The sequence below is a fragment of the Acidimicrobiales bacterium genome (genome assembly GCA_036273495.1).
Classification (GTDB): Bacteria; Actinomycetota; Acidimicrobiia; order Acidimicrobiales; family JAJPHE01; genus DASSEU01.
On the sequence record DASUHN010000386.1, the window covers coordinates 1 to 22,388 of the forward strand.

Sequence of the window (22,388 nt, forward strand, 5' to 3'; positions counted from 1 at the left end):
CCAGCTCCTACAACAGCAACGACTCGACCGCGGCGCAGAACGCCGAGTGCCAGAGCGACGCGACCTACGTCGCCAAGCAGCTCAAGGCCTTCATCGCCTGGGACATGCGCGCCGAGGTCGGGTGCACCACCGCGTTCCAGAACACCCTGGCCAACGACGGAGTGCTCTGCTTCTGCACGGTGACCGTGCCCGCCTCCTACTACCTCAGTTGGGCCCCGTATGTGTGGGGCACCGGGCTGCCCGACGAGACCCAGGGCTACCTGATGCGGGCGGAGATGATCTGCGACGAGATCGCCCCCTACCCACCCCAGTTCGCCGGCGAGGCGGACCTCAACGCCCCGCTCAAGAAGTCCCGCACCTTCGGTCTGGTCTGGCCGGGGGCGTCGAGCCTCGACAACACCCAGGCGTACGTTGCGGGTGCGCAGTTCTTTGCCCAGAAGCTGAAACAGTGTGGCATCAACCTGGTCGACGACGTGTCGTTCCCGATCGTCGACCCCAACGGCCCCGCCGACGCGCAGACGATCATGGCCAAGTTCAAGAACGACCACGTGAGCGACGTGATCATGGTGGCCGACCCGATCGATCCGGTGTATCTGACCACCGGTGCCACCAAGCAGGACTACTTCCCGGAGTGGATCGACACCGGATCGGCGCTGACCGACGAGACCCATTTCGGGCGGCTGTACGACCAGACCCAGTGGCGTCACGCCTTCGGGCTCAGCCTCCTCCCGGACCGGGTCCCGACCGATCTGACCGACGCCCTGCACCTGTACGAGTGGGAGTACAAGGCCCAGCCGCCCGCGACCCACGAGGACAGCACGGCGGCCTGGCCGTTCTCCTTCTTCCTCACGACGGGGATCTCCCTGGCCGGGCCGGACCTGACGCCGCGCACCTTCCAGTGCGGGGAGCCCCCGTACACCTCGACCACCCACGCCGGGTGGCTGGGGGCCAGCGCCAGCATCCCCTGCGTCGGCCGGGTCTACCCGGGCCTGTTCGGGTACCCGATCTCCCCGAGCGACTATCAGAGCCGGGTGGCCAACTCGGTGGTGAGCTGGGGCTCCAAGTTGTGGCCGTGGGACGACTACAACGTCTACGACGACGCCACCCTCATCTGGTGGGACCCCACCGCCACCGGCTCGGACGAATCCAACACCCAGGGTGTGGGCATGTGGCGCTACGTCAACAATGGCAAGCGCTATCTCTACGGCCAGTTCCCCAAGGCCAACCCGCCCTGGTTCCAGGCCGCCAACACGGTCACCATCTTCAGCGGGCTCCCCGGTCCGGACACCCCCCCGAGCTACCCGTACGCCTGCTACTACATGTGCTGAGCCAATATATGTGCTGAGCCGATCCCGGCCGGTACCTCAAGTCTCCGGGGGCGGGAACCGATGCGCTCGGTGGACCGTTGACCAGGTGGAGGTCGGGGACGGGTTGAACCAGGAACGGCGGTGAGCGCTCGCAGGTCGGGCCGGCGGGTGGTGGGCGGAGCACTGGCACTGCTCGGGGTGGTCGCGGCCTGGGCCCCGGCAGCGGGCGCCAGGAGCCGTGCCCCGGCCCGCGTCCACCCGACCGTCCGCCCGGCGGCCCCGGCCCGCCCTGGCTCGGGCGCGACCCGCCCCGTGGCAGCCCATGCCGCGCCCCTCCGTCCGATCACGGCCGACCTCCGAGTGGCGCCCCAGAGAGGTCAGCGCATCGACGGGTTCGGTGTCTCGGGAGGCTGGTGGCCGGCGAACGTGGGCCGGTTCCCGGCGGCGGCCCAACAGCAGCTCGGGGAGCTGCTGTTCGCCCCGACCGGGCTGGCGGTGTCCCAGTACCGGTACAACATCGGCGGGGGCGGGGTGGGCGTCACCGACCCCTACAAGGCTCCGCCGACCTTTCTCACCCGGACAGGGACGTACGACTGGTCGGCGGACCCCAATGGGCTGGCCTTCCTGCAACTGGCATCCTCGTACGGGGTTCCGGAGCTGATCGGGTTCGTGAACAGCGCCCCGGGGCAGTTCACCACCAACGGCAAGAGCTGTGGTGGTGTCCTGCGGCCGGACCGGATCAAGGCCTACGCCGCCTACCTGGCCCAGGTCGTGGCCCATCTCGACACGGTCGACCACATCCGGCTGTCCTACGTGAGCCCGATGAACGAGCCCGACACGTCGCAGCCGACGTGCCGGCAGGAGGGCATGGCGGTACCGGTCTCCGAGCGGGCGGCCGTGGTCGACGATCTGGCCCGTGACCTGGCCGCTCTTCCGGCCCGTCCGCGGGTCATCGCCGACGAGTCGAGCATGGTCCGCCAGCTCGTCGCCGAGGCCCCGCGCTGGCTCCCCGCCGCCAAGGGGGCGGTGGCGGTGATCGCCCACCACACCTACGACTACCCGGACCAGGCCACGCTGTCAGAGGTGAACCGGCTCCCGGTGAGCCACTGGGCCACCGAGATCTGCTGCTACGACGGGTCGGACTTCGGGTGGCAGTACGACCCGACGATGAGCTCGGGATTGTGGTTGGCCCGGACCATCCTCGGAGACCTGGGGGCGGCGCACGACTCGGCGTTCGACTGGTGGGTGGCGGCATCGCCCAACATCGGCTGCGCTCCCGGCCGGAAACCGGGCTGCCAGGACCGGGTGAACCCCGGCGGGCGCAACGACGGCCTCGTCTACTACGACCCGAACTGGAAGACCGACGGCAACGACACCCTGTACCTCACCAAGCGCTACTGGGTCATGGCCTCGTTCAGCCGCTACGTCCGGCCGGGGGCCGTGATGCACCAGGTCGGCGGGCTGCCGGCGGGCGTCGAGGCTCTGGCCTTCGAGCAGGGCCGGCACTGGTCGGTGGTGGCGGCCAACAACTCGTCCACCCGCAGCACGCAGACCGTGATCCACCTGCCGTCCCGGGTGGTCGCCGGCACGACGCACGCCTACGTCACCGACGTCCGGGCCAATCTGGCATCCCTCCCGACGAGCACGGTGAGCGGGGCGGTCACGCTCTCGCTACCCCCTCGCAGCGTGACCACCGTGGTCGTGGACGTCACCGGAGCCTCCCAGTCGGCGGTTCGCACCACCTCCCCGAGGGTGTCCCGCACCACCTCCCGCACCACCTCACGAGCCGGGGTCTAGGCAACCGAGCCCGCTCACGGGCCCGGGACCGGTCTCCGGCCCGGGTCATCCCCGAGGATGAGACGGATTCGGCGTCGGGACCGATGACCGGGCAAGGCGCCGTCGTTACTCTCCCAATGTGAGCCGGCCGGCCGAGGACGTAGTCACGCGCTCGGGCGGGGACCGGAGCCTGCTGGAGATGGCCCTGCTGGCGGCGGGGACGCTGTGGCTGCTCGGGGAGCTGGGACTGTTCCACGTGGCGGGCCGCACGCTGGCCTCGGTGGCCCTGGTCTGCATCGGCGCCGGGCTGCTCGTGACCCGCCGCACCGGCCGGCGCCGTTGGCCGATCCTGGTCGGCGGCATCCTGGCCCTGAGCCTGCTCGGCAACAGCGCCTCGGCCAACTTCCGCTCCGAGTTCGGAACCTCAATGGGGCCGGACTCCGAAACGCCAACGCAGCTGAACGGGATCCACGCGAAGTACGAGGTGGCGGCCGGGCCGCTCATCCTGGACCTCAGCAAGATCCAGTTCCCACCCGGTTCGCGGCGGAAGGTCGCGGCGAGCGTCGGGGCAGGTCCCCTCCACGTGATCGTGCCCTCGGATGTGGCGCTTCGTGTGTACGCGCACGACACCGCCGGACCCGTGACCGTCCTCGGTCACGACCTCGGCTCGGGCTTCGACGAGACCGGCAACTACCAGGACCCGGACTGGAGTAGAACCAACAAGTTCCGCCTGACCCTCGACCTGCACGTCGGGGCCGGGCCGATAACGGTGGACCATCCTGTACCTCAGGCCCCCAAGCCATCACCGGTGCCTCCGACCCCCAAGCCGTCGCCGGTGCCCGACGGGAAGCACTCCCAGTGAGGGCCTCAGGGGCCCCGACGAGGCACCACCACCACGCCACGACCGTGCGGGTCCCTCCGCCGAGGCGGCGCCGGGCTGCGACAGGCCGGTCTCGGCCCAGCCGGGTCATCTTCGGTGTGATCTACCTGATCGTCGGACTGGGCTACCTCTTCGACAGCCTCCACCTGTGGGCGGTGCATGCCGTGGACCTGTGGCCGCTGGCCCTGATCGCGGTCGGCACGTGGGTGCTCATGGGTCGCGTGGAGCGGGCCAAGGTCGACGAGGACCGTAGCGCCAAGCTCTCGGTGGCCGAGGAGCGGGTGCGGATAGCCCGCGAGCTGCACGACATCGTGGCCCACAGCGTCAGCCTCATGACCATCCAGATCGCCGCCGCCCGGCGGGTCGGGCGCAGCCAGCCCCGGGAGGCGGAGGAGGCCCTGGCCAACGCCGAGCAGACCGGCAGGCGGGCGCTATCCGAGCTGCGCAGCATGCTCTCGATGCTCCGCGGCGCCGACGCGTCGATCGGCGAGGCCGGTCCCCCGCGTCCCGACCCGGCCGGAGCCGGAGCGAATCGCCAGCCGCTCCCGGGGCTGGCGGACCTCGAGAGCCTGGTGAAGGAGTCGCGCGAGGCCGGCCTCGACGTGGACCTCCGGGTCTCCGGGGTGGAGCCCGACGCGGCCGGAAGCGTCGGCCTGGCGGTGTACCGCGTCGTGCAGGAGGCTCTGACCAACGCCATGCGCCACTCTCAGGGGGCCCATGTCCAGGTCGAGGTGACCTACGCTCCCGGATTCATAGTGCTGTTCGTGGACGACGACGGAGCGGGTGCGGCTTCGGCCCGGGGGACCGAGGGCCATGGCCTGATGGGCATGGCGGAGCGGGTTGCCGCCCTCGGCGGGACTCTGGACGCCGGGCCCCGCTCCCCGGGCCCGGGATGGCGCGTGCACGCCCGGATCCCGCTGCTGCCGGGCCAAGGTTGACGCCGCCGGCGTGAGCGGAGATCCGTCCGGGGAGGAGACCCGGTCTGCGGCCATCCGCCTGCTGGTCGTCGACGACGAGGCGCTGGTCCGGTCCGGCTTCCGCCTGATCCTGCAGAGTGAGCCGGGCTTCCAGGTCGTCGGCGACGCCGTCGACGGGGCGGCGGCCATCGAGGAGGCGCTCCGGTTGCGGCCGGACGTCGTGTTGATGGACGTCCGCATGCCGCGGATGGACGGGGTCGAGGCCACCCGGCGCCTCACCGAAGCGACCGATGTCAAGGTGCTGATCCTCACCACCTTCGACCTCGACGCCTACCTGTTCGACGCCGTCCGGGCCGGCGCCAGCGGCTTCCTCCTCAAGGACGTGCCCCCCGACGACCTGGCCGACGCCATCCGCGCCGTGGCGCGCGGTGACGCCCTCATCGAGCCCCGGATGACCCGGCGGCTGCTCGACGAGTTCGCCCGGCAGCCCGCCGGTGTCGGCCCCAGGGGCGCCGCCGGCCTCGACACCCTGACCCAGCGGGAGATGGAGGTGCTCCGGGCCGTGGCCCGGGGGCTCAGCAACGCCGAGATCGCCGAGGAGCTGTACATCAGCGAGACGACGGTGAAGACCCACGTGGCCCACATCCTCACCAAGCTGGCGCTCCGTGACCGGATCCAGGCCGTGGTGCTGGCCTACGAGTCGGGGCTGGTGTCTGCTGGAGGTTGACGGGCCGGTCGTGGTTCACCGGCGCGGGAATCGACCTGGGGGATGACCACCAATCCTCATCCGGGACGACGACGCGGTGGTCCCGGATCCGTACCGTTGACAGCATGACGAGGTTCTCGAAGTTCGGCACCGACTACACGGATCCCAGCGCCTATCCGGGGACGGCCCGTCTCGACCGCAGCGGCGCCGGTGCCATGGCGCACCGGGGATCCGGCGGGATCCTGCGCGGCGCGGCGGCGGTGGTCGTCGGCATCGTGGCGCTGGTGCTGGGCTGGCACCTGATCGGACTGGTGATCGGGACGGTCTTCCTGGCTCTCAAGCTGGCCGTGGTCGTCGGGCTGGTGGCCGCGGCGGTCGCGCTCGTCCGGCACTTCCGGTAGGTTCCGGGCCCCATGGGGCCCGCTCCGGTGACAGCGATCCGGTGAGGTTCGTCGTCTTCGGCGCCGGCGCGGTCGGCGGAGTCGTCGGGGGCCGGCTGGCCCAGCACGGCCATGAGGTGGAGCTGATCGCCCGCGGTGCGCACCGGGAGGCCATCGCCTCGGCAGGCCTGCGGGTCGACTCACCTGACGGGTCGGTGACCGTCGGGGTTCCGGTGCACGGAGAACCCGCCGAGGTGGAGTGGACCGGAGCGGAGGTGGTGCTGCTGGCTGTGAAGAGCCAGGACACCGCCGGCGCCCTCGACGCCCTGGCGCGGGTGGCTCCCGCCGACACGCCCGTCGTCTGCCTGCAGAACGGCGTGGCCAACGAGCGCGAGGCCCTCAGGCGGTTCGCCCGCGTCTACGGAATCTGCGTGATGTGCCCGGCCACCCACCTCGAGCCCGGGGTGGTCATGGCCCACTCCGCCCCGGTCACCGCCCTGTTGGACGTCGGCTGTTACCCGTCGGGCACCGACGGCGTGTGCGACGACGTGGCGGGCGCGCTCGGCGCCTCCAGCATGGAGTCCGAGGTGCGCCCCGACATCATGCGCTGGAAGCACACCAAGCTGCTCATGAACCTGGGCAACGCCATCGGCGCCCTGTGCGGGCCGGAGGCACGGAGTGGGCCGGTCAACGACGTTGTCCGCGCCGAGGGGATGGCGTGCCTGGAGGCCGCCGGAATTCCTTTCGCGTCCGCCGAGGAGGACCGGGCCCGGCGCGCCGACAAGCTCCGCGTGGTGCCGGCGGCGGGGGAGAGGTGGCGGGGGGACTCGTCCTGGCAGAGCCTGGCCCGCGGAACGGGGGCCATCGAGACCGCCTATCTGAATGGAGAGGTCGTCCTTCTAGGCCGGCTGCACGGGGTGGCTACTCCCGCCAACGAGCTGTTGGTCCGGTTGGCGCTGCAGGCGGCGCGGGAGCAGCGCCCGCCGGGATCGTTTGCCGCCACGGAGATCCTGGAGCGCCTCGGCGTCAGGGCTGGCTGAAGCCGCCGCTTCCAGCGCAAGGGGGTCCGCTCCCCGCCCCGGTGGTCATGGGATCCTTCTCCATGCCCGACATCTTCCATTACGTGCCTCACCCGCACATTGCCGCCCGGGCGGCCAGTGGGCCAACGAAGGTCCGGGACGTGGCAACCGACTACCACGGGACGACGGTCATGGGACGGTTCAACGCCGCCCTCGGCCTGCGCATCACCCTGATCGTCGGCACGATGTGGGCCGCCTACCTGTTCACGGCGGTGGCGTTGGTGTCCGCCCCTGCGGCCTTCAAGAGCGGGAACACGACGATCATCATCGCCTGGATCTCGTCGAACTTCATCCAGCTGGTCCTGCTGCCGATCATCATCGTCGGCCAGAACATCCAGGCCCGCGCCGCCGACAAGCGGTCGCAGGCCACCTACGACGACGCGGTCGCGGTTCTGGAGGAGGCCAAGCAGATCCAGGCCCATCTGCTCGCTCAGGATCGGGAGATCCAGAAGATCCTCGAGACACTCGGTGGGCCCGGGGGCGGGAACCGGGCGGGGTGACCCGACGGCGTCGCTCGGACGGCGGGCGCAACGCCGGACGACGCGGGTCCCCCGCCCCTCCCGCCACAAAAAAGTCCTGCCGTATATGAACTGTCGAATACGGCAAGCCAAATCACACCCTCGGTGAGCGTGGTCTCACCGAGGGAGCCAGCGAGCACCGGGTCCGGCCGCTCCTCGTGCTGGATCTGCCGCACGTGGCGAGAAAACAGCGGTCGTATCTGAACTTTCGAATACGGCAGCAGGAATTCAGATCGCGGGGGCGGGGGGAGGACGTCGTCGGCCGGCGCTCCGAACCAGCCGGAACCAGCGTGGAGCAGCGAACTTCCGCGACGCCGACGGCGACGCCGACGCCGACGCCGACGGGGATGGTGACGGAGCTCGTGCCCGCTACGGAGACCCCGCCCCGGGGACGGAGACCCGCACCGCCTCGATGCGGCCCAGCGGCTCGGCCGCAGCCTTCTGAGAGTGCGAGCTCGGTGCGGTCAGCGCGTAAAGGGTCCTACCGTCCGCCCCCCCGAGGGCGCAGGCGTAACAGATCTCCCCGAACACAGCCTCCTCGAGGACGCGCCCGCCCTCCTCGACCCGTACGCAGCGGGTGCTGAGGGGGTCGGCCAGCCAGACGGCGCCGGCTTCGTCCAGGCAGATGCCGTCCGGCACCGCACCTGCAGCCGAGAGGTCGGCCCAGACCCGCCGGTTGGTAAGGGTCCCGTCCGGATTCCGGTCGAAGGCGGTCAGGCGGCCGCCCATGCTCTCTCCCACGATGAGCGTGGACCGGTCCGGGGTGATCACCGATCCATTGGGAAAGCCCATGTCGTCGGCTGCCACGGACGCCGTCCCGTCCGGCTGGACGAGAGACAGCACTGTGGGCCGGGGCCGTTCGCCCGCGGCTGCCTCGCCCCGCCCGTCGCTCACCGCGTCCAGGTCGAATCCGAACCCCCCGACATAGGCCCGGCCCTCGGCGTCCACGACCATGTCGTTGTTCATGAACGGCTCGAAGGCCGACAGGTCGGCGTGGGTCACCAGCGCCCCGTCGGGTTCCTGGCGCAGGACGGCGCGGTCGCGCATGGCCACCACGAGCATGCGTCCGTCCGGGAGCCACCCGAGGCCGGAAGGCTGGGCCGCCACCTCGATCACCCGCTCGTCGTGGCCGGACTCGTCCATCCGGTGCACGGCGTGGTCGTAGAAGTCCGAGTACCAGAGATACGGGCTACGCCAGCGCGGACCCTCTCCGAAGTAGAGCCCGTCTCTCACGATCTCGGCGGCCACTCCGCCCCCCTTCCGGCCCGGCCTGCGCCGCCGGTCCGCCTCTCACCGTAGGGGAGGGGGCTCCCCCACGGGACGCCGCGGCGGGGCCTGCCGCACGAGGAGGGCCGGGTCGTCGTAGAGGGTGATCGCCGGCCTCCTGGTGTCTCCGGGGTCCTCCGTCTCGGGGGACCCGAGGAGCCCGGCGCCGACGAGGAACGTGAGCGTCACGAGCAGGAGGGCCCGTTCCGTGCGGGTGAGCGTGTGCGACGAGCCGGAGCGGGAACCGGCCGCGCCGCCCGAGGCTGGTGCCGTCGGCGCCGCCCCGGCCGGGGTGGTCGACGCCGGCGCGACCGACGCCGGCGTCGTGGTGGCCGCCCCCGCCGCCTGAGCGGGGGAATGGCTCCCGCCCGGACCGATCACCGCCACAACGAAGAGGGCGGTCAGCACCCCCACCGCCGCGAGGAGGGACCGGCGTCTCACTCTGAAGGGGTGACGGCCGCTGTCTTCGAGCGCCGGGAGCGTCCGGATCCCGTCGACCGCCGGTTCCCGGACCGGGCGATCACAGACTCGTCGGCTCCCAGATAGGACGCCACCACCTGAGGATGGTTCACGACCTCCCGTGGCGTGCCCTCGGCGATCACCCGTCCCAGCTCGAGGGCGATCATGGTGTCGGCGATGGCGGTGACGAGCGGCATGTCGTGCTCGATGACGAGCAGGCTGCAGCCGATCTCGTCGCGTATCCGCTCGAGGAGCGGCCCGAGAGCCTCGGTCTCGCGCTGGGCGATGCCGGAGCTCGGCTCGTCGAGGATCAGCACCGAGGGCCGGTGGGCTATCGACATCGCCAGGTCGACGATGCGGCGGCTACCGGTGGACAGCTCGGAGACGAACTTGTTGCGGAAGGCGCCGAGCCCGAGCAGCTCGATCAGCTCGTGGACCTTCCACGCCGCCTCGGTCTCGGTCTCGGCCACCGCCGGCATCCCGAGCGCGGCGGCCACCGGGTCCCGGACCTCGAGGTGCCGTTCCAGGGACACGGCGATGTTCTCGGCCACGGTGAGGGACGGGAACAGCCTGGCGTCCTGGAAGGAGCGGCCCAGCCCGATCCGGGCCCGGGCGTCGGGGGACGACCTCGTGATGTCGGTCGACCCCAGCTGGATCCGGCCCCCGCCGATCGGGACGAAGCCGGAGATGGCGTCGAAGATCGTCGTCTTCCCGGCGCCGTTCGGACCGATCAGCCCCAGGATCTCCTCCTTGTGGAGGGTGAACGACGGACCGTCGACGGCGCGGATGCCGCCGAAGCTGACCGATATCTCCTGGACGGTAAGAGCGGTGGGTCCCTCGAGCAGGCGTTGACGCCGGGCGGCAGCCTCCCGCCGGGCGGCGGCCTGGGCGCGGCCCGACGAGCCCGACGAGCGCGACGAGCGCGACCCGCTCGGTCCCGACTCGGAACCGCCCCCCGTGTCGACTCCCACGGCGGCGCCCGCACCTTCGAGGAACACCGAGCGGAGGATGTCCCCCCGCTCCAGGAGGTCGGCGGTCGGGCCGGAGAAGCGGACCTCTCCCTTCTCCATGAACACCGCCCGCTGCGCCAGGGTGAGGGCAACGTTGACCGACTGCTCGACCAGGATGACCGTGGTCCCCTGGTCGTGAATGGCGCGCACGATGTCCACCAGCTGGCCCACGATCGTCGGGGCCAGCCCCAGGCTGAGCTCGTCGATCATCAGCAGACGGGGCTTGGCGATGAAGGCCATCCCCAACCCGAGCATCTGCTGCTCCCCGCCTGACATGTTCCCGGCCAGCGTGTCGGCGCGCTCGCGGAGCACGGGGAAGTACTCGAGCACGCGGGCCGTGGCCGACCGGACGTGGTCGGGCTCCCGGCGGTACATCCAGCCCGCCAGCCGCAGACACTCGTTCACGGTCAGGGTGGGGAAGATGCTCCGGCCTCCGGGCATCTGGACGATCCCGAGACCGACCGCGGCCCGGGCGTCGGCGTGGGTGATGTCCTGGCCGTCGAAGAAGACGGCCCCGCCGGCCGGCTCGACCAGACCGGAGATGGCCTTGAGCAGCGTCGACTTGCCCGCCCCGTTGGTGCCGAGCAGGGCCACGATCTCCCCCTCGGCCACGTCGAAGTCGACGCCGAAGAGCACCTGCACCGAGTCGTAGGCCACGTCGAGGGAGGTGCAGCGCAGGAGGGACCGCTCGCCGGAGGTGAGCCGGGCCCGCCGCAGCTCGACCTGGGCGGCGAGCACCCGGAGCGCCCGCTGGGCGTCCCCGGGGACGTACTTCCGGGTGGCCGCCAGGATCAGGCCGCCCACCACCCAGTACGGAGCCAGAACCGCCACGCCCCACCGGATGCCGTCGTCGGTGGACACGCTGACCGCTCCGGTGAGAACGAACAGGACCCACACCCCGGCCACGAGGAACAGGGACCCGATGCCGAACGCGAGCGTGCGCACCCGGGCCGGGGCCACGAGGGCCAGCACCGAATAGAAGGGGGCGTAGAAGATGCCGGCCACGAAGCTGGTCCCGAACCCGAGGACGATCGACAGGCCGGCCACCGGCGCGGCGGCGGTGACCGCCAGGCCGATCCCCACTCCGGTCAGGGCGTAGCCGGCGTACCGCAGGGGTTCTCCGAGGCCCTTCTCCGACCAGCGCTGCGTCCAGCGGCCGCCGGCTATGACGCCGCCGAGGATGAAGACGTTGTTGGCGCCGATCACGAAGCCCCGGCCCAGGTCCCCGAAGCCGTAGGCCCGCTGGAAGAACAGGGGGAGGATGTAGACGAGAGGGATCAGGCCGGCGCCGACGAAGCACCAGGCGAAGAACTGACGCCGGAGGCTGCGCACCGCCCACAGCGTCCGCCACGCCTCCTGGAACCCGACGGGCGCCTCGTTCTCGACCTGTTCGGCGGCCTCGGCATCGTCGGTGCCACCCCGGCGCGGCTCGGGGAGGCGGACCGCAATCAGCGCCACGACCAGCATCGGCACGGCCAGAACGATGAATGCCGCCCGCCAGCCACCGGCGGCCGACACGATCCCGGCCGCCACCGCCCCCAGGATGGCGCCGATCTGGATGGCCGACGAGTGCACGGCGTAGGTGCGGGGCCGGTCCTCAGGGACGTAGTAGTCGGCCAGGAGCGAGTTGTGCACCGGGTCGTTGACCAGCTGCCCGACACCGGCCGCCAAGCGCACGAGGAAGAGCAGCGCCACGCTGCCGACGACGCCTGTGAAGAGGGTGAAGACCGCCGCCACGATACCGCCCGCGACGACGAGGACCCGCCGGGGGAGTCGGTCCCCCGCAAAGCTCACCGGGACGGCCGCGACCAGCGTCAGGGTGAGACTGATGATGATGACGAGGGCAAACTGCTTGTCCGAGAGGTGGAAGGCGCGCTCGATGGTCGGCGACAGGACGGCGAAGGCGTTGCCGCTGAACTGGTCGAACAGGTAGATGAGGGTGAGGGCCAGCAGTGGGAAGACGGACTGCGGGCCCACCAGGCCGAAGGGCCCGGCGCCGCCCTGGGGCCGCTCGACGGCGGGGGGACTCGGCACGAGCTCGTCGGTGGGGGTGGCTTCGATGGTCACGACGGCACCGGGGCGCGGGTGCCCCGGCCCCGACGGGGGCCGCCTTCCTCCGACGGGTCGGGGTCACCGTCGGCGCCGTTGCCGCTCTCGAGTGCGGACGCCATGGCCCGGGTAAGGGCACGCGCCTGGGTGGCCTCCATCTCCTTCTCCGCCCGCGTGTCGGCCAGGATGCTCGGAACGAGCAGGCCCCGCCGCACCGCCACCGTGCGCAGGAGCGGGTCCCGGATGTAGTCGTAGGCGATCTGGGCCAAGCCGCCGGGGAACAGCCACAGCAGGAGCAGGACGCCAACGCTGCTGGCCAGCACCTGGATGTGGGGGTTGAAGCCGGCATATTGCAGGCCGCCGATCCAAACCGTCCCGAGGAGCGCTCCGGGGATCGAGGTGGTTCCTCCGATGACGACGATCTCGAGCAGGACCAGGCTGATGCTGGGGTCGAACGACTGCGTCTCGATCACCTTCTGGCCGTAGGTGAACAGCGCCCCGGCGATCGCCGCCCAGAAGCCCGCCAGGGCAAAGGCCGCCAGCTTGGCCAGGGCCACGTTCACCCCGTAGCTCTGGGCCCCCCGCTCGTTGTCGCGGGCAGCGATCATCACCCGGCCGGCCCGGCTCCGGCGCACGAAGCGCGCCGAGAGCAGCGCCAGCGCCAGCATCACCAGGCACAGGTAGTAGTAGGCCCGCGGGCCGCTCAGGTTGTAGCGGCCGTAGAGCAGCGGTCGTTCGATGGTCTGGGAGTTGTTCGGCAGGAGGCGCGAGAAGTAGTTCGGGGACAGCAGGTAGACCTGGACGGCAATGGCGAAGGCCAGCGTGGTGACCGCCAGGTACAGGCCCTGGATGCGCAGCGCCGGCAGTCCGATGGCGACGGCCGCCACCGCCCCCGCCAGCCCGGCGGCGATCAGGGTCACGAAGAAGTCGGTGTGGAGGTGGGCGGCCAGACCCCCCGCAACGAGACCGCCGATGCCGGCGAAGCCCCACTGCCCGAAGCTGATCTGGCCCGCCCAGCCCATGACGATCACGAGTGAAACCGCCACGATCCCGTAGGCCACGACCGTCGAGGCCAGGATCTGCTGCTCGATGCCGAACATGTAGGGAAGCCCGATGGCCAGGCCCAGGACCACCGCCCCCCCGAGGGCCCGGGCCCACGCGATCTCGGGGAGGTTGCGGAGCTCAGGGGGGATGGGGCGGAACTCCCGGCTCATCGACCACGTGGTCAGGCCGGTGTCGCGGCCGCGACCGGTGCGGCGGCGCTGGAAGAGCATGGCGGCCAGCAGGATCGGGAGCATCAGGGCGCTGGCGATGCTCGGGTCCTTGGAGAAGTAGTAGAGCGACTGCTCGATGATCCCGATGGCCACTCCCGCCATGAGGGCGATGCTGAAGCTCTCCATGCGGGCGATCACCGCCGCCGACAGCGCGTACAGGAGCAGGAAGGGGCCGATGTCGGCACCGACGGGGATCCCGATCACGGGGATCCGGAGGAAGATCCCCAGCGCGGACAGGACGGCGGCCAGGATCCATACGTAGGAGGACAGCCGCTTCACCGAGATCCCGAGCAGCCGGGCCCGGTCGGCGTTCTCCGCCGAGGCCCGGACGGCTATCCCGACATCGGTGAGGCGGAAGAACAGGGTCAGCCCGACGACGACGGCGGCAGCTGCGGCCAGGATCACGAGTGAGTTGGCGTCGAAGATGATCGGCCTGATCGTCAGGTGCAGGTTGGAGAAGGGGGTCTTCGGGGGCTTCGGGTCGACGATGAAGCCCCCTCCGATCCATCTCGGGAGATAGAACTGCAAGAGCCCCAGGAGCCCGGACACCCCGATCGTGGCGACGGACCCGACCAGACGCGACGCGTTCTGGAAGCGGCGCATGATCACGAACTCGATGAGGGCGCCGGCCACGATGGCCGAGCCCATGGCGATGACGAACGCCAGCAGGTAGGGGACGTGGTCGACCTTGATCAACAGGACGGCCATCACGGCGGGTACGGCGCCGATCTCCGCCTGGGCGAAGTTGATGATCCGGTTGGCTCGGTACACGAGGATCAGGCCGAACGCCACCATGGCGTACAGCAGCCCCACGATGGCGCCGAAGACGAGCACCCCCGGCGGAGGGGCGTTGTTGCGCAGCACGCCCTCGAGGACGCCGATGAGAACGACGAACGCCAGGACCACCTTGGCCGGACCGCCGATCCAACGGCTTCCCCACAGCTCGGCCAGCCGCTCTCCGGCGGGGGAGCGCCGGAGGCGGTTCAGGGCGTCAGGCGGGGCAAGGGCCATTGGGGAAGACCTTCAGATCGGTCGGCCACTGGCCCAACCGGTGGCGCCAGGTCGGGTCGTTCACCGAGACGTAGACGCCGGGGTGGTTGTTGATCGGGGAGTTCTGGGTCCCGCACCACCACACCTCCCGCATGTCCTGGATCCCCGTGTAGACGCCCTTGAACGAGATCAGGGGGTGGTGCTGGTCCCCACCCTCGCCCGGCGCGTTCCACAAGCCGTTACGGATCGTTCCCGGGTTGGCGTTCGGACCCGCCAGCTGGAACGAGGTGGCCATGGCGTTGAAGTAGGCCCACGCCAGGTTGGCGGTCTGGTCGGAAGGGGGACCGGGGTTCCCGGCGTCCTCCCACGCCTTGGCCGCGTCCGACTGCGGGAACGGGACGTTGTCGTACAGGCTCGAGGGACCGAAGGCGAACCGCCAGACGTTCTGGTTGTAGAGCTGGCCGAGCACGTCGTAGTCGATCAGGCCCATGCCGGACAGCATGATCTCGGGGTGGTAGCCCTGGCTGTCGGCCGTGTTGGTCAGGAACACCGGAGCAATCGGGTCACCGAACTGCATCACGTCGGTGTAGTGCCCCTGTTTGAGCTCGGCCACGATCGTCGTCGACTGCTGTTCGGCGGTGTTGATGTCCGACTGGTAGGCGATGCCCACGGCCTGGCCGCCGGCCGGTTGACACATCTTGCCGTTGATCAGGCTCAGGAACAGGTCGACGCTGTTCTTGTAGGTGGGGTCCCCATTTGTTGCGGGGTAGGTGACGGCGATCTTGCGGAGGGGAGGCGGCTTCCCGATCCCCCCGAAGCCCATGACGTCGCCCGGGCCGTTGCCGGCGTACTGGACGCGCTTGCCGTTGAGCTTCTTGCACCAGTACTCGGCGTCCATCTGGGCGGTCAGTGTCCCGCTCTCGAACGAGTCCCAGTAGAACGGCGCCACCTGGGTGTGGTAGCTGTCCGGCTCGGTCTCGCCCCCCCACACCACGATCTGATCCTTGGCCAGCTGGTTGTAGAAGGACGGGTCCGCCGTCGGCGCGATGACGATGGCGGGATGCATGGAGGCGATCAGATCCGCCTCGGCGCGCTCACACGGCGGATCGGGCGGGGTCAACGAGCACTGGCTCTGGAAGAACGGGAAGGTGCACGTGCCGCCCCCGTTGGCCTTCACCGATCCGGGACCGGAATGGTTGCCGGGGCCGTTGAGGCTCACGAACTGGCGCCCGTAGAGGTCCCAGCGCTTGTTGACCTCCTTGGTGAACTCGCGTGCGTCCTCACAGGTCTGCTCGGCGCTGGCGGCCAGGCCCTCGGTCGCCAGGATGGCGTTCACCTGGGCATTGGCCTGGGCCACGTCGTAGACGAAGCTGATGTTGGTGCGGGTGACCCCGGGCATGGTCGACCCGCCGTTCTGGGCCTGGGGCACCACCCGGGTGCACGCCGGCATGTAAAAGGTGGGCCCGACCGTCTTGCCGTCGGGGCCGCAGTTGAACAGCTGGCCTGGGGTACCACCGGTGGCCCCGGCGCCCCCGGCTCCGCCACCGGTCCCGCCGGTCGTTCCCGCACCGAGCCCGCCGGTGCCGGTGTCGGTCCCGCCGCCGCCCGCCCCCAGCGATCCGCCTGAGAAGGACGAGCTGTCGCTGGCGCCGGCCGCCGATCCGCCTGCCAGGGATCCGCCGGCGCCCGCACCCGAGCCGGACCCGGTCCCGCCGGACGCCCCCGGCGCCGCGAACCCGTTGCCGTAGGGGCTGGCCGAGGTGGCCGGCCCCGACGGGGCGATGGTCACGAGCATGATCTGGACGGCCGCCAGCACGATGAGGGGGGCGTAGCGCCGGCCCAGGGCCGCGGGGGTCATGAGGTTGTGGTCCTCCGTTGGCGAGATCGAGGGGCCCGGGCCGGGGAATCCGTGCGAATCGGGCTGACCGGCTTATTCGGCGCCTTCCCGGCCGATCCTGCCACCGCACGTGCCGAGAGTCACAAGCCGGATGTCGCGATATGTCTTGACCGCGAAACGAGTAACGCGATATATCGTGAGTGAGCCGGGGGGAGGGGAAGAGGCCTTGGACAGAACAGTCAGCGCAGCCGACGGCAGGGTGAGCATGGAGCTGGACACGGTGGACCGGGTCGAGGTCTCGCTCGTGGCCGGAGACGTGCTCGTCTCCGCCACCCCGGGCCCCAGCCGGGTCGAGGTGGAGTGGCTGGGAGGCCCGGAGATCCGGGTCAGCCAGGAGGCCGGGGTCCTGGTCGTGAGGCATGTGCCCTGGCCGTGGCCGGGTCACGGCATCCGGCCCCGCGCCACGGTGGCCGTGCAGTGCCCGCCGGGTGCGTCGGTCCAGTCGAGCACGGTCAACGCCTCCACGGTCGTGGCCGGCATGGCGGGCGAGGTGCGGACGGCCACCGTGTCCGGGCCCGTCACTCTCAGCTTCGTGGGCGGGGACGTCCAGGCGCGGACGGTGTCGGCCCCGGTGGAGATGGAAGGGGTGTCCGGCCGCCTGCAGGTCGCCACGGTGTCGGGATCGGTGGAGCTGGCGGGCGGCTGCCTCGCCGAGCTGAAGGCCTCCTCGGCGTCCGGGGACATGTTCCTCGACCTGGAGCTGCTTCCTTCGGGGACCTGCCGTTGCTCGACTGTGTCGGGAGACCTGGCCGTCCGCGTGCCCGAGGAGGTCGGTGCCGACGTCGAGGCGTGCTCGGTCAGCGGGCGTCTGGACGTCGGCGGACGGCCCGTGCTCCGCGGCGGTCGGGGCATGTCCGCCCGGATCGGGGACGCCACGGCTGACAGCCCGCGCATCCTGCTACGGACCGTCTCGGGGGCGATGACCGTGCTTCCCCGGCGGGCGGTGCCCGATGGCGGGGGGGCCCGCACACCGGAGGTGCTCGTATGAGAAGGGTCTTCGGCCACGGGGGCCTGCGCCTGTTCCTGCTGATGCTGCTCGACGAGCAGCCCCAGCACGGCTACGACCTCATCAAGATGGTGGAGGACCGGTTCCTCGGCATGTACACGCCGTCGGCCGGGACCGTGTACCCCCGTCTGCAGTCGCTCGAGGACGAGGGGCTCATCGAGCACGAGGAGATCGACGGCCGCAAGGTCTACCGGCTGACCGACACCGGCCGGCAGGAGCTGCACGAGCGCCGCGGCGAGCTCGACGAGCTGCAGCGGCGGGCGGTGGAGTCGGCCCGGCATCTGGCCGGGGCCATACGTGACGAGGTACGCGACTCGGTGAGGGAGATGCGCGACGACCTGCGTCACGCCATGAAGGACGTCAAGCGCGAGGAGCGCTGGGCGTCCCGGCAGGCCCGGGGTGCGGGGTGGGACCCCTTCGGGGCCGGGGGGCTCGGGGACCTGTTCGGCGGAGGGGCACGCGAGCCGGGAGGCGGCGGCCGCCACCGCCACCGCGAGAGGGAGCGGGCCGACGTCGAGCCAGGCGGCTCCCGCCTGGAGCTGCGGTCGCTCCACGCCGATCTCGACGCCTTCGTGGCCGATGTCATGGCGCGGGCGCGCGGGGTGAGCATCGACCGTGCCGGCGTGGACCGGGCGCGCGCCGTCCTGATCGACGCACGCGACGCGTTGCTGGCCGCCCTCGGCGGGCACCAGGACGGATCCGACCGGCGGGGGGCGGGTGGGGAACCCGACGGTGAACCGGTACCCGATCCGGGGACGGGCACCGGAGCGGCCGGGGCCCACGAACCCTCGGGCGAGGAAGGTCGCGACCACTGGGCCTGACCTGATCCGGCCGCCATACTGAACGCCGATGGCGGCGCCCGAGATCACGGCCGAGGAGCACGCCCCCCCGGTCGTCCTGGCCGTGGCGGCAACCCTGCGGCGGTCGGCCTCGCAGCCCCGCCTGGCCCGCCGCATGGCGCGGCTGTCGGGAGTGATGGCCCTGCGGTCGTCCGTCGACACGCAGGCGGTGACGATCCGCTTCGGGCGGGGCCGGGTGGCTCTGGCCCGGGGCGTGGCCCCGGACGCCGCCGTGGTGGTGACCCTCGACTTCAACAACATGTCCGGTCCGGATGCGCCCAAGCCCAAGGTGAAGGGGGCGGCGCGGCACCCGTTGTTTGCCCTGGGTGCCTCCGCCGTGCTGGAGCCCCCCCACGGGACCTGGCAGGAGGAGGCGCAGGGCTTCTGGGAGTTCGCCGGGCGGGCCCCGCGGATGCCGTCATCGATTCTCGTCGTCTGCACCGACGACGACGCCCGGCTCCGGCTGGGAGAACCGGACGGAGAGCCGGCCTACGAGCTCCACGGCGCCGCCGCCACTCTCGTGGCCGTGTTCAGCGGCGAGAAGATCATCGGCGAGGAGTTCCTGGCCGGCCGGCTGCGCGGGGCCGGCACCTTCGAGCACGCCTCGGTGCTGACCGGCCGGTCCATCGCCTGGACCTTCGGCCAGGACCGGAGGGAGCCGGTCGCGCCATGACCCCGGAGGAGGCGGGGGCATGGCTGGCGGCTCATGGAGTGACGACCGTGCGCACCGAGGGCGTGTCCCCCGACGGCCTCGTCCTCGGCAAGCACCTGGCGCGCGCCAAGTTCGAGCGCTCGCTGCCGCTGGGCCCGGCCGTGTCCGACATCGCCTTCGCCTACGACCTCGGTGGGACGCCCTACCTCGGATGGTGGGACGACTGGCGCCAGGAGTGCCTGGGGGACATCCACCAGCGACCGGACCTGGCCACGCTCGTGATCATCCCCCACCGCCCGGAGATGGCGGCGTGCATGGTCGACCACGTCGACGTGTCGGGGCAGCCGCTACCGGTGTGCCCGCGGAGCGTGCTCCAGCAGGTGCTGAGCCGGCTGGAGTCGCACGGCTTGGCGGCGCGGGCCGCCTTCGAGATCGAGGGGATGGTCTTTGCCGAGAGCTACGGGGACGCCCGGGCCAAGGGTTATCGGGGCCTCACTCCACTCGGGCTGCCCGTGCCGTTGGGATACACGACCCAGGACGCCTACCGCATGGCGCCGTTCATGGACGAGGTCGTACGGCGCCTGGACGGGATGGGGATCCCGTGGGAGGCGTGGAGCGCCGAGGCCGCTCCCGGCCAGTTCGAGATCAACCTCGAGCCGGCCGACCCGGTCACGGCCGCCGACCGGACAATGCGCGTCCGCCAGGTGGTGCGCGAAGTGGCCGCCGACACCGGGCGCAGCGCCACAGTCATGGCCCGGCCGACCGACGGCTACGGCAACGGGACCCACATCCACCACTCCCTGCAGCGCGCCGACGGGTCCGCCTTCCACGACCGGTCCGCGCCCGACGGGCGGAGCTCTCTCATGCGCCACTGGATCGGCGGTCTCCTCGCCACCATGCCCGCCGCCCACTCCATACTGACCCCGACGGTGAACTCGTACCGGCGGCTGGTCCCGTTTGCCCCTGCTCCGACGACCGTCACCTGGGGCGAGGAGAACAAGTCGGTGGCCCTGCGGGTCGTCTCTCGCGACCCGAAGCTGGCGCGCGTCGAGCACCGGGTGGGCGCCGGCGACGTCTGCCCGCACCTGGCGCTGGCGACGATCCTGGCCGGCGGCCTGGCCGGGCTCGAGGGGGGCATCGACCCGGACCCCGAGACCCGCCTCGTCGCCTGGGGCCTCCCGGACCGCTTTCCCCACCTGCCGACGTCGATCGGCGCCGCCGCCGACGCCCTGGAGGGGGACAAGGCGCTCACCGACATCCTCGGCGCCCCGATGGTCCACCACTGGGTGCAGACCAGGCGGTGGGAGTGGATCATGTTCGCCACCACCGGCGGGGACGCCGGGGCCGACCAGGTGACGGACTGGGAGCTGATGCGTTACTTCGAGATCGTATGAGCGGGCCGGTCATCGGCATCGCCGCCCACCAGGCGCTCGTCGAGGAGGTCGACACGCGCGTCCTGCATCACGTGACCAACTCGGCGTACGTGAAGGCGGTGCGCAAAGGCGGGGGAGTGCCCGTCCTCCTCCCGCTGATCGACGTCAGCGACGCCGAGACCTTCCTCGACGCCGTCGACGGCGTCCTGCTGACCGGTGGCGACGACGTCGACCCCGCGTCGTACGGCCACGACCGTGCTCCCGAGACCGTGAAGACCGATCCGGTCCGGGACGAGCTGGAGCTGGCGCTGGCGGGCGCGGTGGTCGAGCGTGACCACCCGACCCTGGCCATCTGCCGCGGCTGCCAGGTGATGAACGTGGCCCTCGGTGGCACCCTGACCCAGCACGTCGAGGACCACTTCGAGCTCGACCGGTACAACCAGACCGTGCACACCGTGAAGCTCACCGGCGGCACGGCGCTGGAGCGGTGGCTGCCCGGTGCGCACGGCGGCGTGCTCGAGGTCAACTCGCTGCACCACCAGTCGGTGGAGGCGCTCGGTCCCCGGACCCGGATCGCGGCGACGGCCGACGACGGCACGGTCGAGGCCCTCGAGTTCGACGGCGCGCCCAACGTCGTGGCCGTGCAGTGGCACCCGGAGCTGCTCCGCCACCGTCCTGATCACCTCGGGCTCTTCGCCGAGCTGGTGCGGCGCGCCGGCCAGCGGCGCGGCGGGTCCGCCTAGAAGCGGATCAGCTCCCGCCACCGCTCGACGACGGACTCGTCCCCGAAGGTCTCGACCCGGTCGAACACGGGCCGGCCCCACAGGGCCAGCAGGACGTCGGAGGCGGCGCCGCGCACGGCTGCGTCCCCCTTGCCGTGCCCCGGCTCGACCTCGAGGCGGTCGGGGCCGCGCCGGACCGTCCATTCCCCCTCGGTGTCGGTGGTGTGGACGTGCAGGGAGCCGCCGATGTCGGGCGGGGGGCCGGCGGCGGAGAGGAGGGGCAGGAAGGACCCGAGCAGCTCGGCGATGCCGTCCACCGCCAGGTCCTGCGCCACCTCACCGGCGGTCCCGGTGGCGGACTCGGCGTCCCATCGGTGCACGGCGGTCTCCTGCGCCATCCGGCGGAACCAGAAGGCGGACGGCTCCCGGGGCTCGCTCCAGTTCCACACGGCGGCGTCCGGCCCCGTCTCCTCCAGGGCGCCGACCAGGAGGTCGACGCCCCCTGCGTACCACTCGAGTACCGCAGGGCCGCCGGCCGGTGGTGCGTACCCCCGCCGGGACGGGCGCTCCTGGGCCCGGGTGCGGAGGACCTCGGCGACCCAGCGGTGGATGACCCCGGTGTGCCCGACCAGGGCCGCGGCGTCCCATTCGGGGCAACCCGGCACCCGGGCGGCGGTGTCCGCAGACGCCGCTGCCCCGAGGGCGGCGCCGTCGGAGCGGAGCAGCTCGAGGTAGCGCTCAGGAGCCAGCGGCACGGGTCAGTGCATCCACTTTGTGACGAGAAGCCTCATATATCGTCAATCTCTCCGTAGCGACCGTGTCGGGAAGGCCGATTGCCTGGCAAGAACCTAGAGCCGGAGGGCCCGTCGGGGCTGCTGAGTACGGAGGAGGGCTGATGCTGGACGTCTCCACCTTCATCCCGGGCCCGGACTCGATCCGGTGCCGGACCGCGGCTGATCCGTACCGCACGGCATGGGAGGCGGCGGCCCACCTCTCGATCCCCGACGCCGTCAACGAGGTCGTCCTGCGCTGCGGCATCCCCTTCGACCAGGCCAGCCTCCTGGTGTTCTGCGAGATGCGCGAGTCGCACCCGATCGTGCCCCTCGCCTGATCTCCCGGTAGCTTCCCGACGTCCCCGGGCGCCGGGGCCGACGGGAGGGGGACCGTGGGGGAGGAGCGACTGCCGTCCTACGACGAGCTGCCGGTGCGCGAGGGGGCGCCCAAGGGGTCGTCGTGGGGGGTCTGGGGGGAGGGGGACGTGTTCGGCTGCCTCAACCTGCTCACTCCC

The 22,388-nt window shown here is 71.3% G+C and carries 20 protein-coding genes; 14 read left to right on the top strand and 6 right to left on the bottom strand.

Annotation, left to right across the window (positions count from 1 at the left end; genetic code table 11):
* From VFW24_16725 to VFW24_16760, 8 genes are all read left to right on the top strand, one after another.
* A partial coding sequence (locus VFW24_16725; protein HEX5268415.1) for a hypothetical protein occupies nucleotides 1-1,328 on the top strand: 1,328 nt, incomplete at its 5' end.
* A 339-nt stretch (nucleotides 1,329-1,667) separates the two neighbouring features.
* A complete protein-coding gene (locus VFW24_16730) occupies nucleotides 1,668-3,104 on the top strand; it encodes a glycoside hydrolase (protein HEX5268416.1) in 1,437 nt (478 codons plus the stop codon).
* Between the two features lie 118 nt (nucleotides 3,105-3,222).
* Nucleotides 3,223-3,945, top strand: coding sequence for a LiaF domain-containing protein (locus VFW24_16735; protein HEX5268417.1), 723 nt, complete (start codon nucleotides 3,223-3,225; stop codon nucleotides 3,943-3,945).
* A 116-nt stretch (nucleotides 3,946-4,061) separates the two neighbouring features.
* Nucleotides 4,062-4,901, top strand: coding sequence for a histidine kinase (locus VFW24_16740; protein HEX5268418.1), 840 nt, complete (start codon nucleotides 4,062-4,064; stop codon nucleotides 4,899-4,901).
* 10 nt (nucleotides 4,902-4,911) lie between these two features.
* Nucleotides 4,912-5,607 carry a response regulator transcription factor gene (locus VFW24_16745; protein ID HEX5268419.1) on the top strand — a complete coding sequence of 232 codons (696 nt, stop codon included), beginning with the start codon at nucleotides 4,912-4,914 and terminating at the stop codon, nucleotides 5,605-5,607.
* Between the two features lie 104 nt (nucleotides 5,608-5,711).
* Entirely contained in the window at nucleotides 5,712-5,987 is a 276-nt protein-coding gene (locus VFW24_16750) for a hypothetical protein (protein HEX5268420.1), read from the top strand.
* Nucleotides 5,988-6,028: 41 nt separating this feature from the next.
* Entirely contained in the window at nucleotides 6,029-7,006 is a 978-nt protein-coding gene (locus tag VFW24_16755; GenBank protein ID HEX5268421.1) for a 2-dehydropantoate 2-reductase N-terminal domain-containing protein, read from the top strand.
* A gap of 62 nt (nucleotides 7,007-7,068) precedes the next feature.
* Entirely contained in the window at nucleotides 7,069-7,545 is a 477-nt protein-coding gene (locus VFW24_16760; GenBank protein HEX5268422.1) for a hypothetical protein, read from the top strand.
* 387 nt (nucleotides 7,546-7,932) lie between these two features.
* Here VFW24_16760 and VFW24_16765 read toward each other — a convergent pair whose 3' ends face one another.
* The 5 genes from VFW24_16765 to VFW24_16785 are packed head-to-tail and all read right to left on the bottom strand — an operon-like array spanning nucleotide 7,933 to nucleotide 16,469.
* Nucleotides 7,933-8,811, bottom strand: a complete 879-nt coding sequence (locus VFW24_16765) for an SMP-30/gluconolactonase/LRE family protein (GenBank protein HEX5268423.1) — start codon at nucleotides 8,809-8,811, stop codon at nucleotides 7,933-7,935.
* A 42-nt stretch (nucleotides 8,812-8,853) separates the two neighbouring features.
* Nucleotides 8,854-9,270 (bottom strand): hypothetical protein, encoded by a 417-nt coding sequence (locus VFW24_16770; protein ID HEX5268424.1) that lies wholly within the window; start codon nucleotides 9,268-9,270, stop codon nucleotides 8,854-8,856.
* Nucleotides 9,267-12,365, bottom strand: a complete 3,099-nt coding sequence (locus tag VFW24_16775) for an MFS transporter (GenBank protein ID HEX5268425.1) — start codon at nucleotides 12,363-12,365, stop codon at nucleotides 9,267-9,269. The genes VFW24_16770 and VFW24_16775 overlap by 4 nt, the downstream gene beginning before the upstream one ends.
* Nucleotides 12,362-14,632, bottom strand: coding sequence for an ABC transporter permease (locus VFW24_16780; GenBank protein ID HEX5268426.1), 2,271 nt, complete (start codon nucleotides 14,630-14,632; stop codon nucleotides 12,362-12,364). The genes VFW24_16775 and VFW24_16780 overlap by 4 nt, the downstream gene beginning before the upstream one ends.
* Nucleotides 14,613-16,469 (bottom strand): hypothetical protein, encoded by a 1,857-nt coding sequence (locus VFW24_16785; GenBank protein ID HEX5268427.1) that lies wholly within the window; start codon nucleotides 16,467-16,469, stop codon nucleotides 14,613-14,615. Before VFW24_16785 ends, VFW24_16780 begins: the two co-directional genes overlap by 20 nt.
* 244 nt (nucleotides 16,470-16,713) lie before the next feature.
* Between VFW24_16785 and VFW24_16790 the strand changes: the two genes are divergently transcribed.
* From VFW24_16790 to VFW24_16810, 5 genes are read left to right on the top strand one after another with little or no spacing between them, the layout of a single operon-like run.
* Nucleotides 16,714-17,496, top strand: a complete 783-nt coding sequence (locus VFW24_16790) for a DUF4097 family beta strand repeat-containing protein (GenBank protein ID HEX5268428.1) — start codon at nucleotides 16,714-16,716, stop codon at nucleotides 17,494-17,496.
* Nucleotides 17,493-18,335 carry a PadR family transcriptional regulator gene (locus VFW24_16795; GenBank protein HEX5268429.1) on the top strand — a complete coding sequence of 281 codons (843 nt, stop codon included), beginning with the start codon at nucleotides 17,493-17,495 and terminating at the stop codon, nucleotides 18,333-18,335. The genes VFW24_16790 and VFW24_16795 overlap by 4 nt, the downstream gene beginning before the upstream one ends.
* A gap of 28 nt (nucleotides 18,336-18,363) precedes the next feature.
* Nucleotides 18,364-19,026 (top strand): hypothetical protein, encoded by a 663-nt coding sequence (locus tag VFW24_16800; GenBank protein HEX5268430.1) that lies wholly within the window; start codon nucleotides 18,364-18,366, stop codon nucleotides 19,024-19,026.
* Nucleotides 19,023-20,399, top strand: a complete 1,377-nt coding sequence (locus VFW24_16805; protein HEX5268431.1) for a glutamine synthetase family protein — start codon at nucleotides 19,023-19,025, stop codon at nucleotides 20,397-20,399. The genes VFW24_16800 and VFW24_16805 overlap by 4 nt, the downstream gene beginning before the upstream one ends.
* Nucleotides 20,396-21,121, top strand: a complete 726-nt coding sequence (locus tag VFW24_16810; GenBank protein ID HEX5268432.1) for a gamma-glutamyl-gamma-aminobutyrate hydrolase family protein — start codon at nucleotides 20,396-20,398, stop codon at nucleotides 21,119-21,121. Before VFW24_16805 ends, VFW24_16810 begins: the two co-directional genes overlap by 4 nt.
* Here VFW24_16810 and VFW24_16815 read toward each other — a convergent pair.
* Nucleotides 21,118-21,855 carry a maleylpyruvate isomerase family mycothiol-dependent enzyme gene (locus VFW24_16815; GenBank protein ID HEX5268433.1) on the bottom strand — a complete coding sequence of 246 codons (738 nt, stop codon included), beginning with the start codon at nucleotides 21,853-21,855 and terminating at the stop codon, nucleotides 21,118-21,120. The genes VFW24_16810 and VFW24_16815 overlap by 4 nt on opposite strands.
* Before the next feature lie 140 nt (nucleotides 21,856-21,995).
* Here VFW24_16815 and VFW24_16820 point away from each other — a divergent pair, with 140 nt between their 5' ends.
* A complete protein-coding gene (locus tag VFW24_16820; protein HEX5268434.1) occupies nucleotides 21,996-22,211 on the top strand; it encodes a hypothetical protein in 216 nt (71 codons plus the stop codon).
* Nucleotides 22,212-22,388: the final 177 nt, after the last annotated feature.

Excerpts from the sequence above, each read along its gene's own strand:
- VFW24_16750 (HEX5268420.1), top strand. The coding sequence starts at position 5,712 with ATGACGAGGTTCTCGAAGTTCGGCACCGACTACACGGATCCCAGCGCC.
- VFW24_16760 (HEX5268422.1), top strand. The coding sequence starts at position 7,069 with ATGCCCGACATCTTCCATTACGTGCCTCACCCGCACATTGCCGCCCGG.
- VFW24_16780 (HEX5268426.1), bottom strand. The coding sequence starts at position 14,632 with ATGGCCCTTGCCCCGCCTGACGCCCTGAACCGCCTCCGGCGCTCCCCC.
- VFW24_16785 (HEX5268427.1), bottom strand. The coding sequence starts at position 16,469 with ATGACCCCCGCGGCCCTGGGCCGGCGCTACGCCCCCCTCATCGTGCTG.
- VFW24_16790 (HEX5268428.1), top strand. The coding sequence starts at position 16,714 with ATGGAGCTGGACACGGTGGACCGGGTCGAGGTCTCGCTCGTGGCCGGA.
- VFW24_16795 (HEX5268429.1), top strand. The coding sequence starts at position 17,493 with ATGAGAAGGGTCTTCGGCCACGGGGGCCTGCGCCTGTTCCTGCTGATG.
- VFW24_16800 (HEX5268430.1), top strand. The coding sequence starts at position 18,364 with ATGGCGGCGCCCGAGATCACGGCCGAGGAGCACGCCCCCCCGGTCGTC.
- VFW24_16805 (HEX5268431.1), top strand. The coding sequence starts at position 19,023 with ATGACCCCGGAGGAGGCGGGGGCATGGCTGGCGGCTCATGGAGTGACG.
- VFW24_16810 (HEX5268432.1), top strand. The coding sequence starts at position 20,396 with ATGAGCGGGCCGGTCATCGGCATCGCCGCCCACCAGGCGCTCGTCGAG.
- VFW24_16820 (HEX5268434.1), top strand. The coding sequence starts at position 21,996 with ATGCTGGACGTCTCCACCTTCATCCCGGGCCCGGACTCGATCCGGTGC.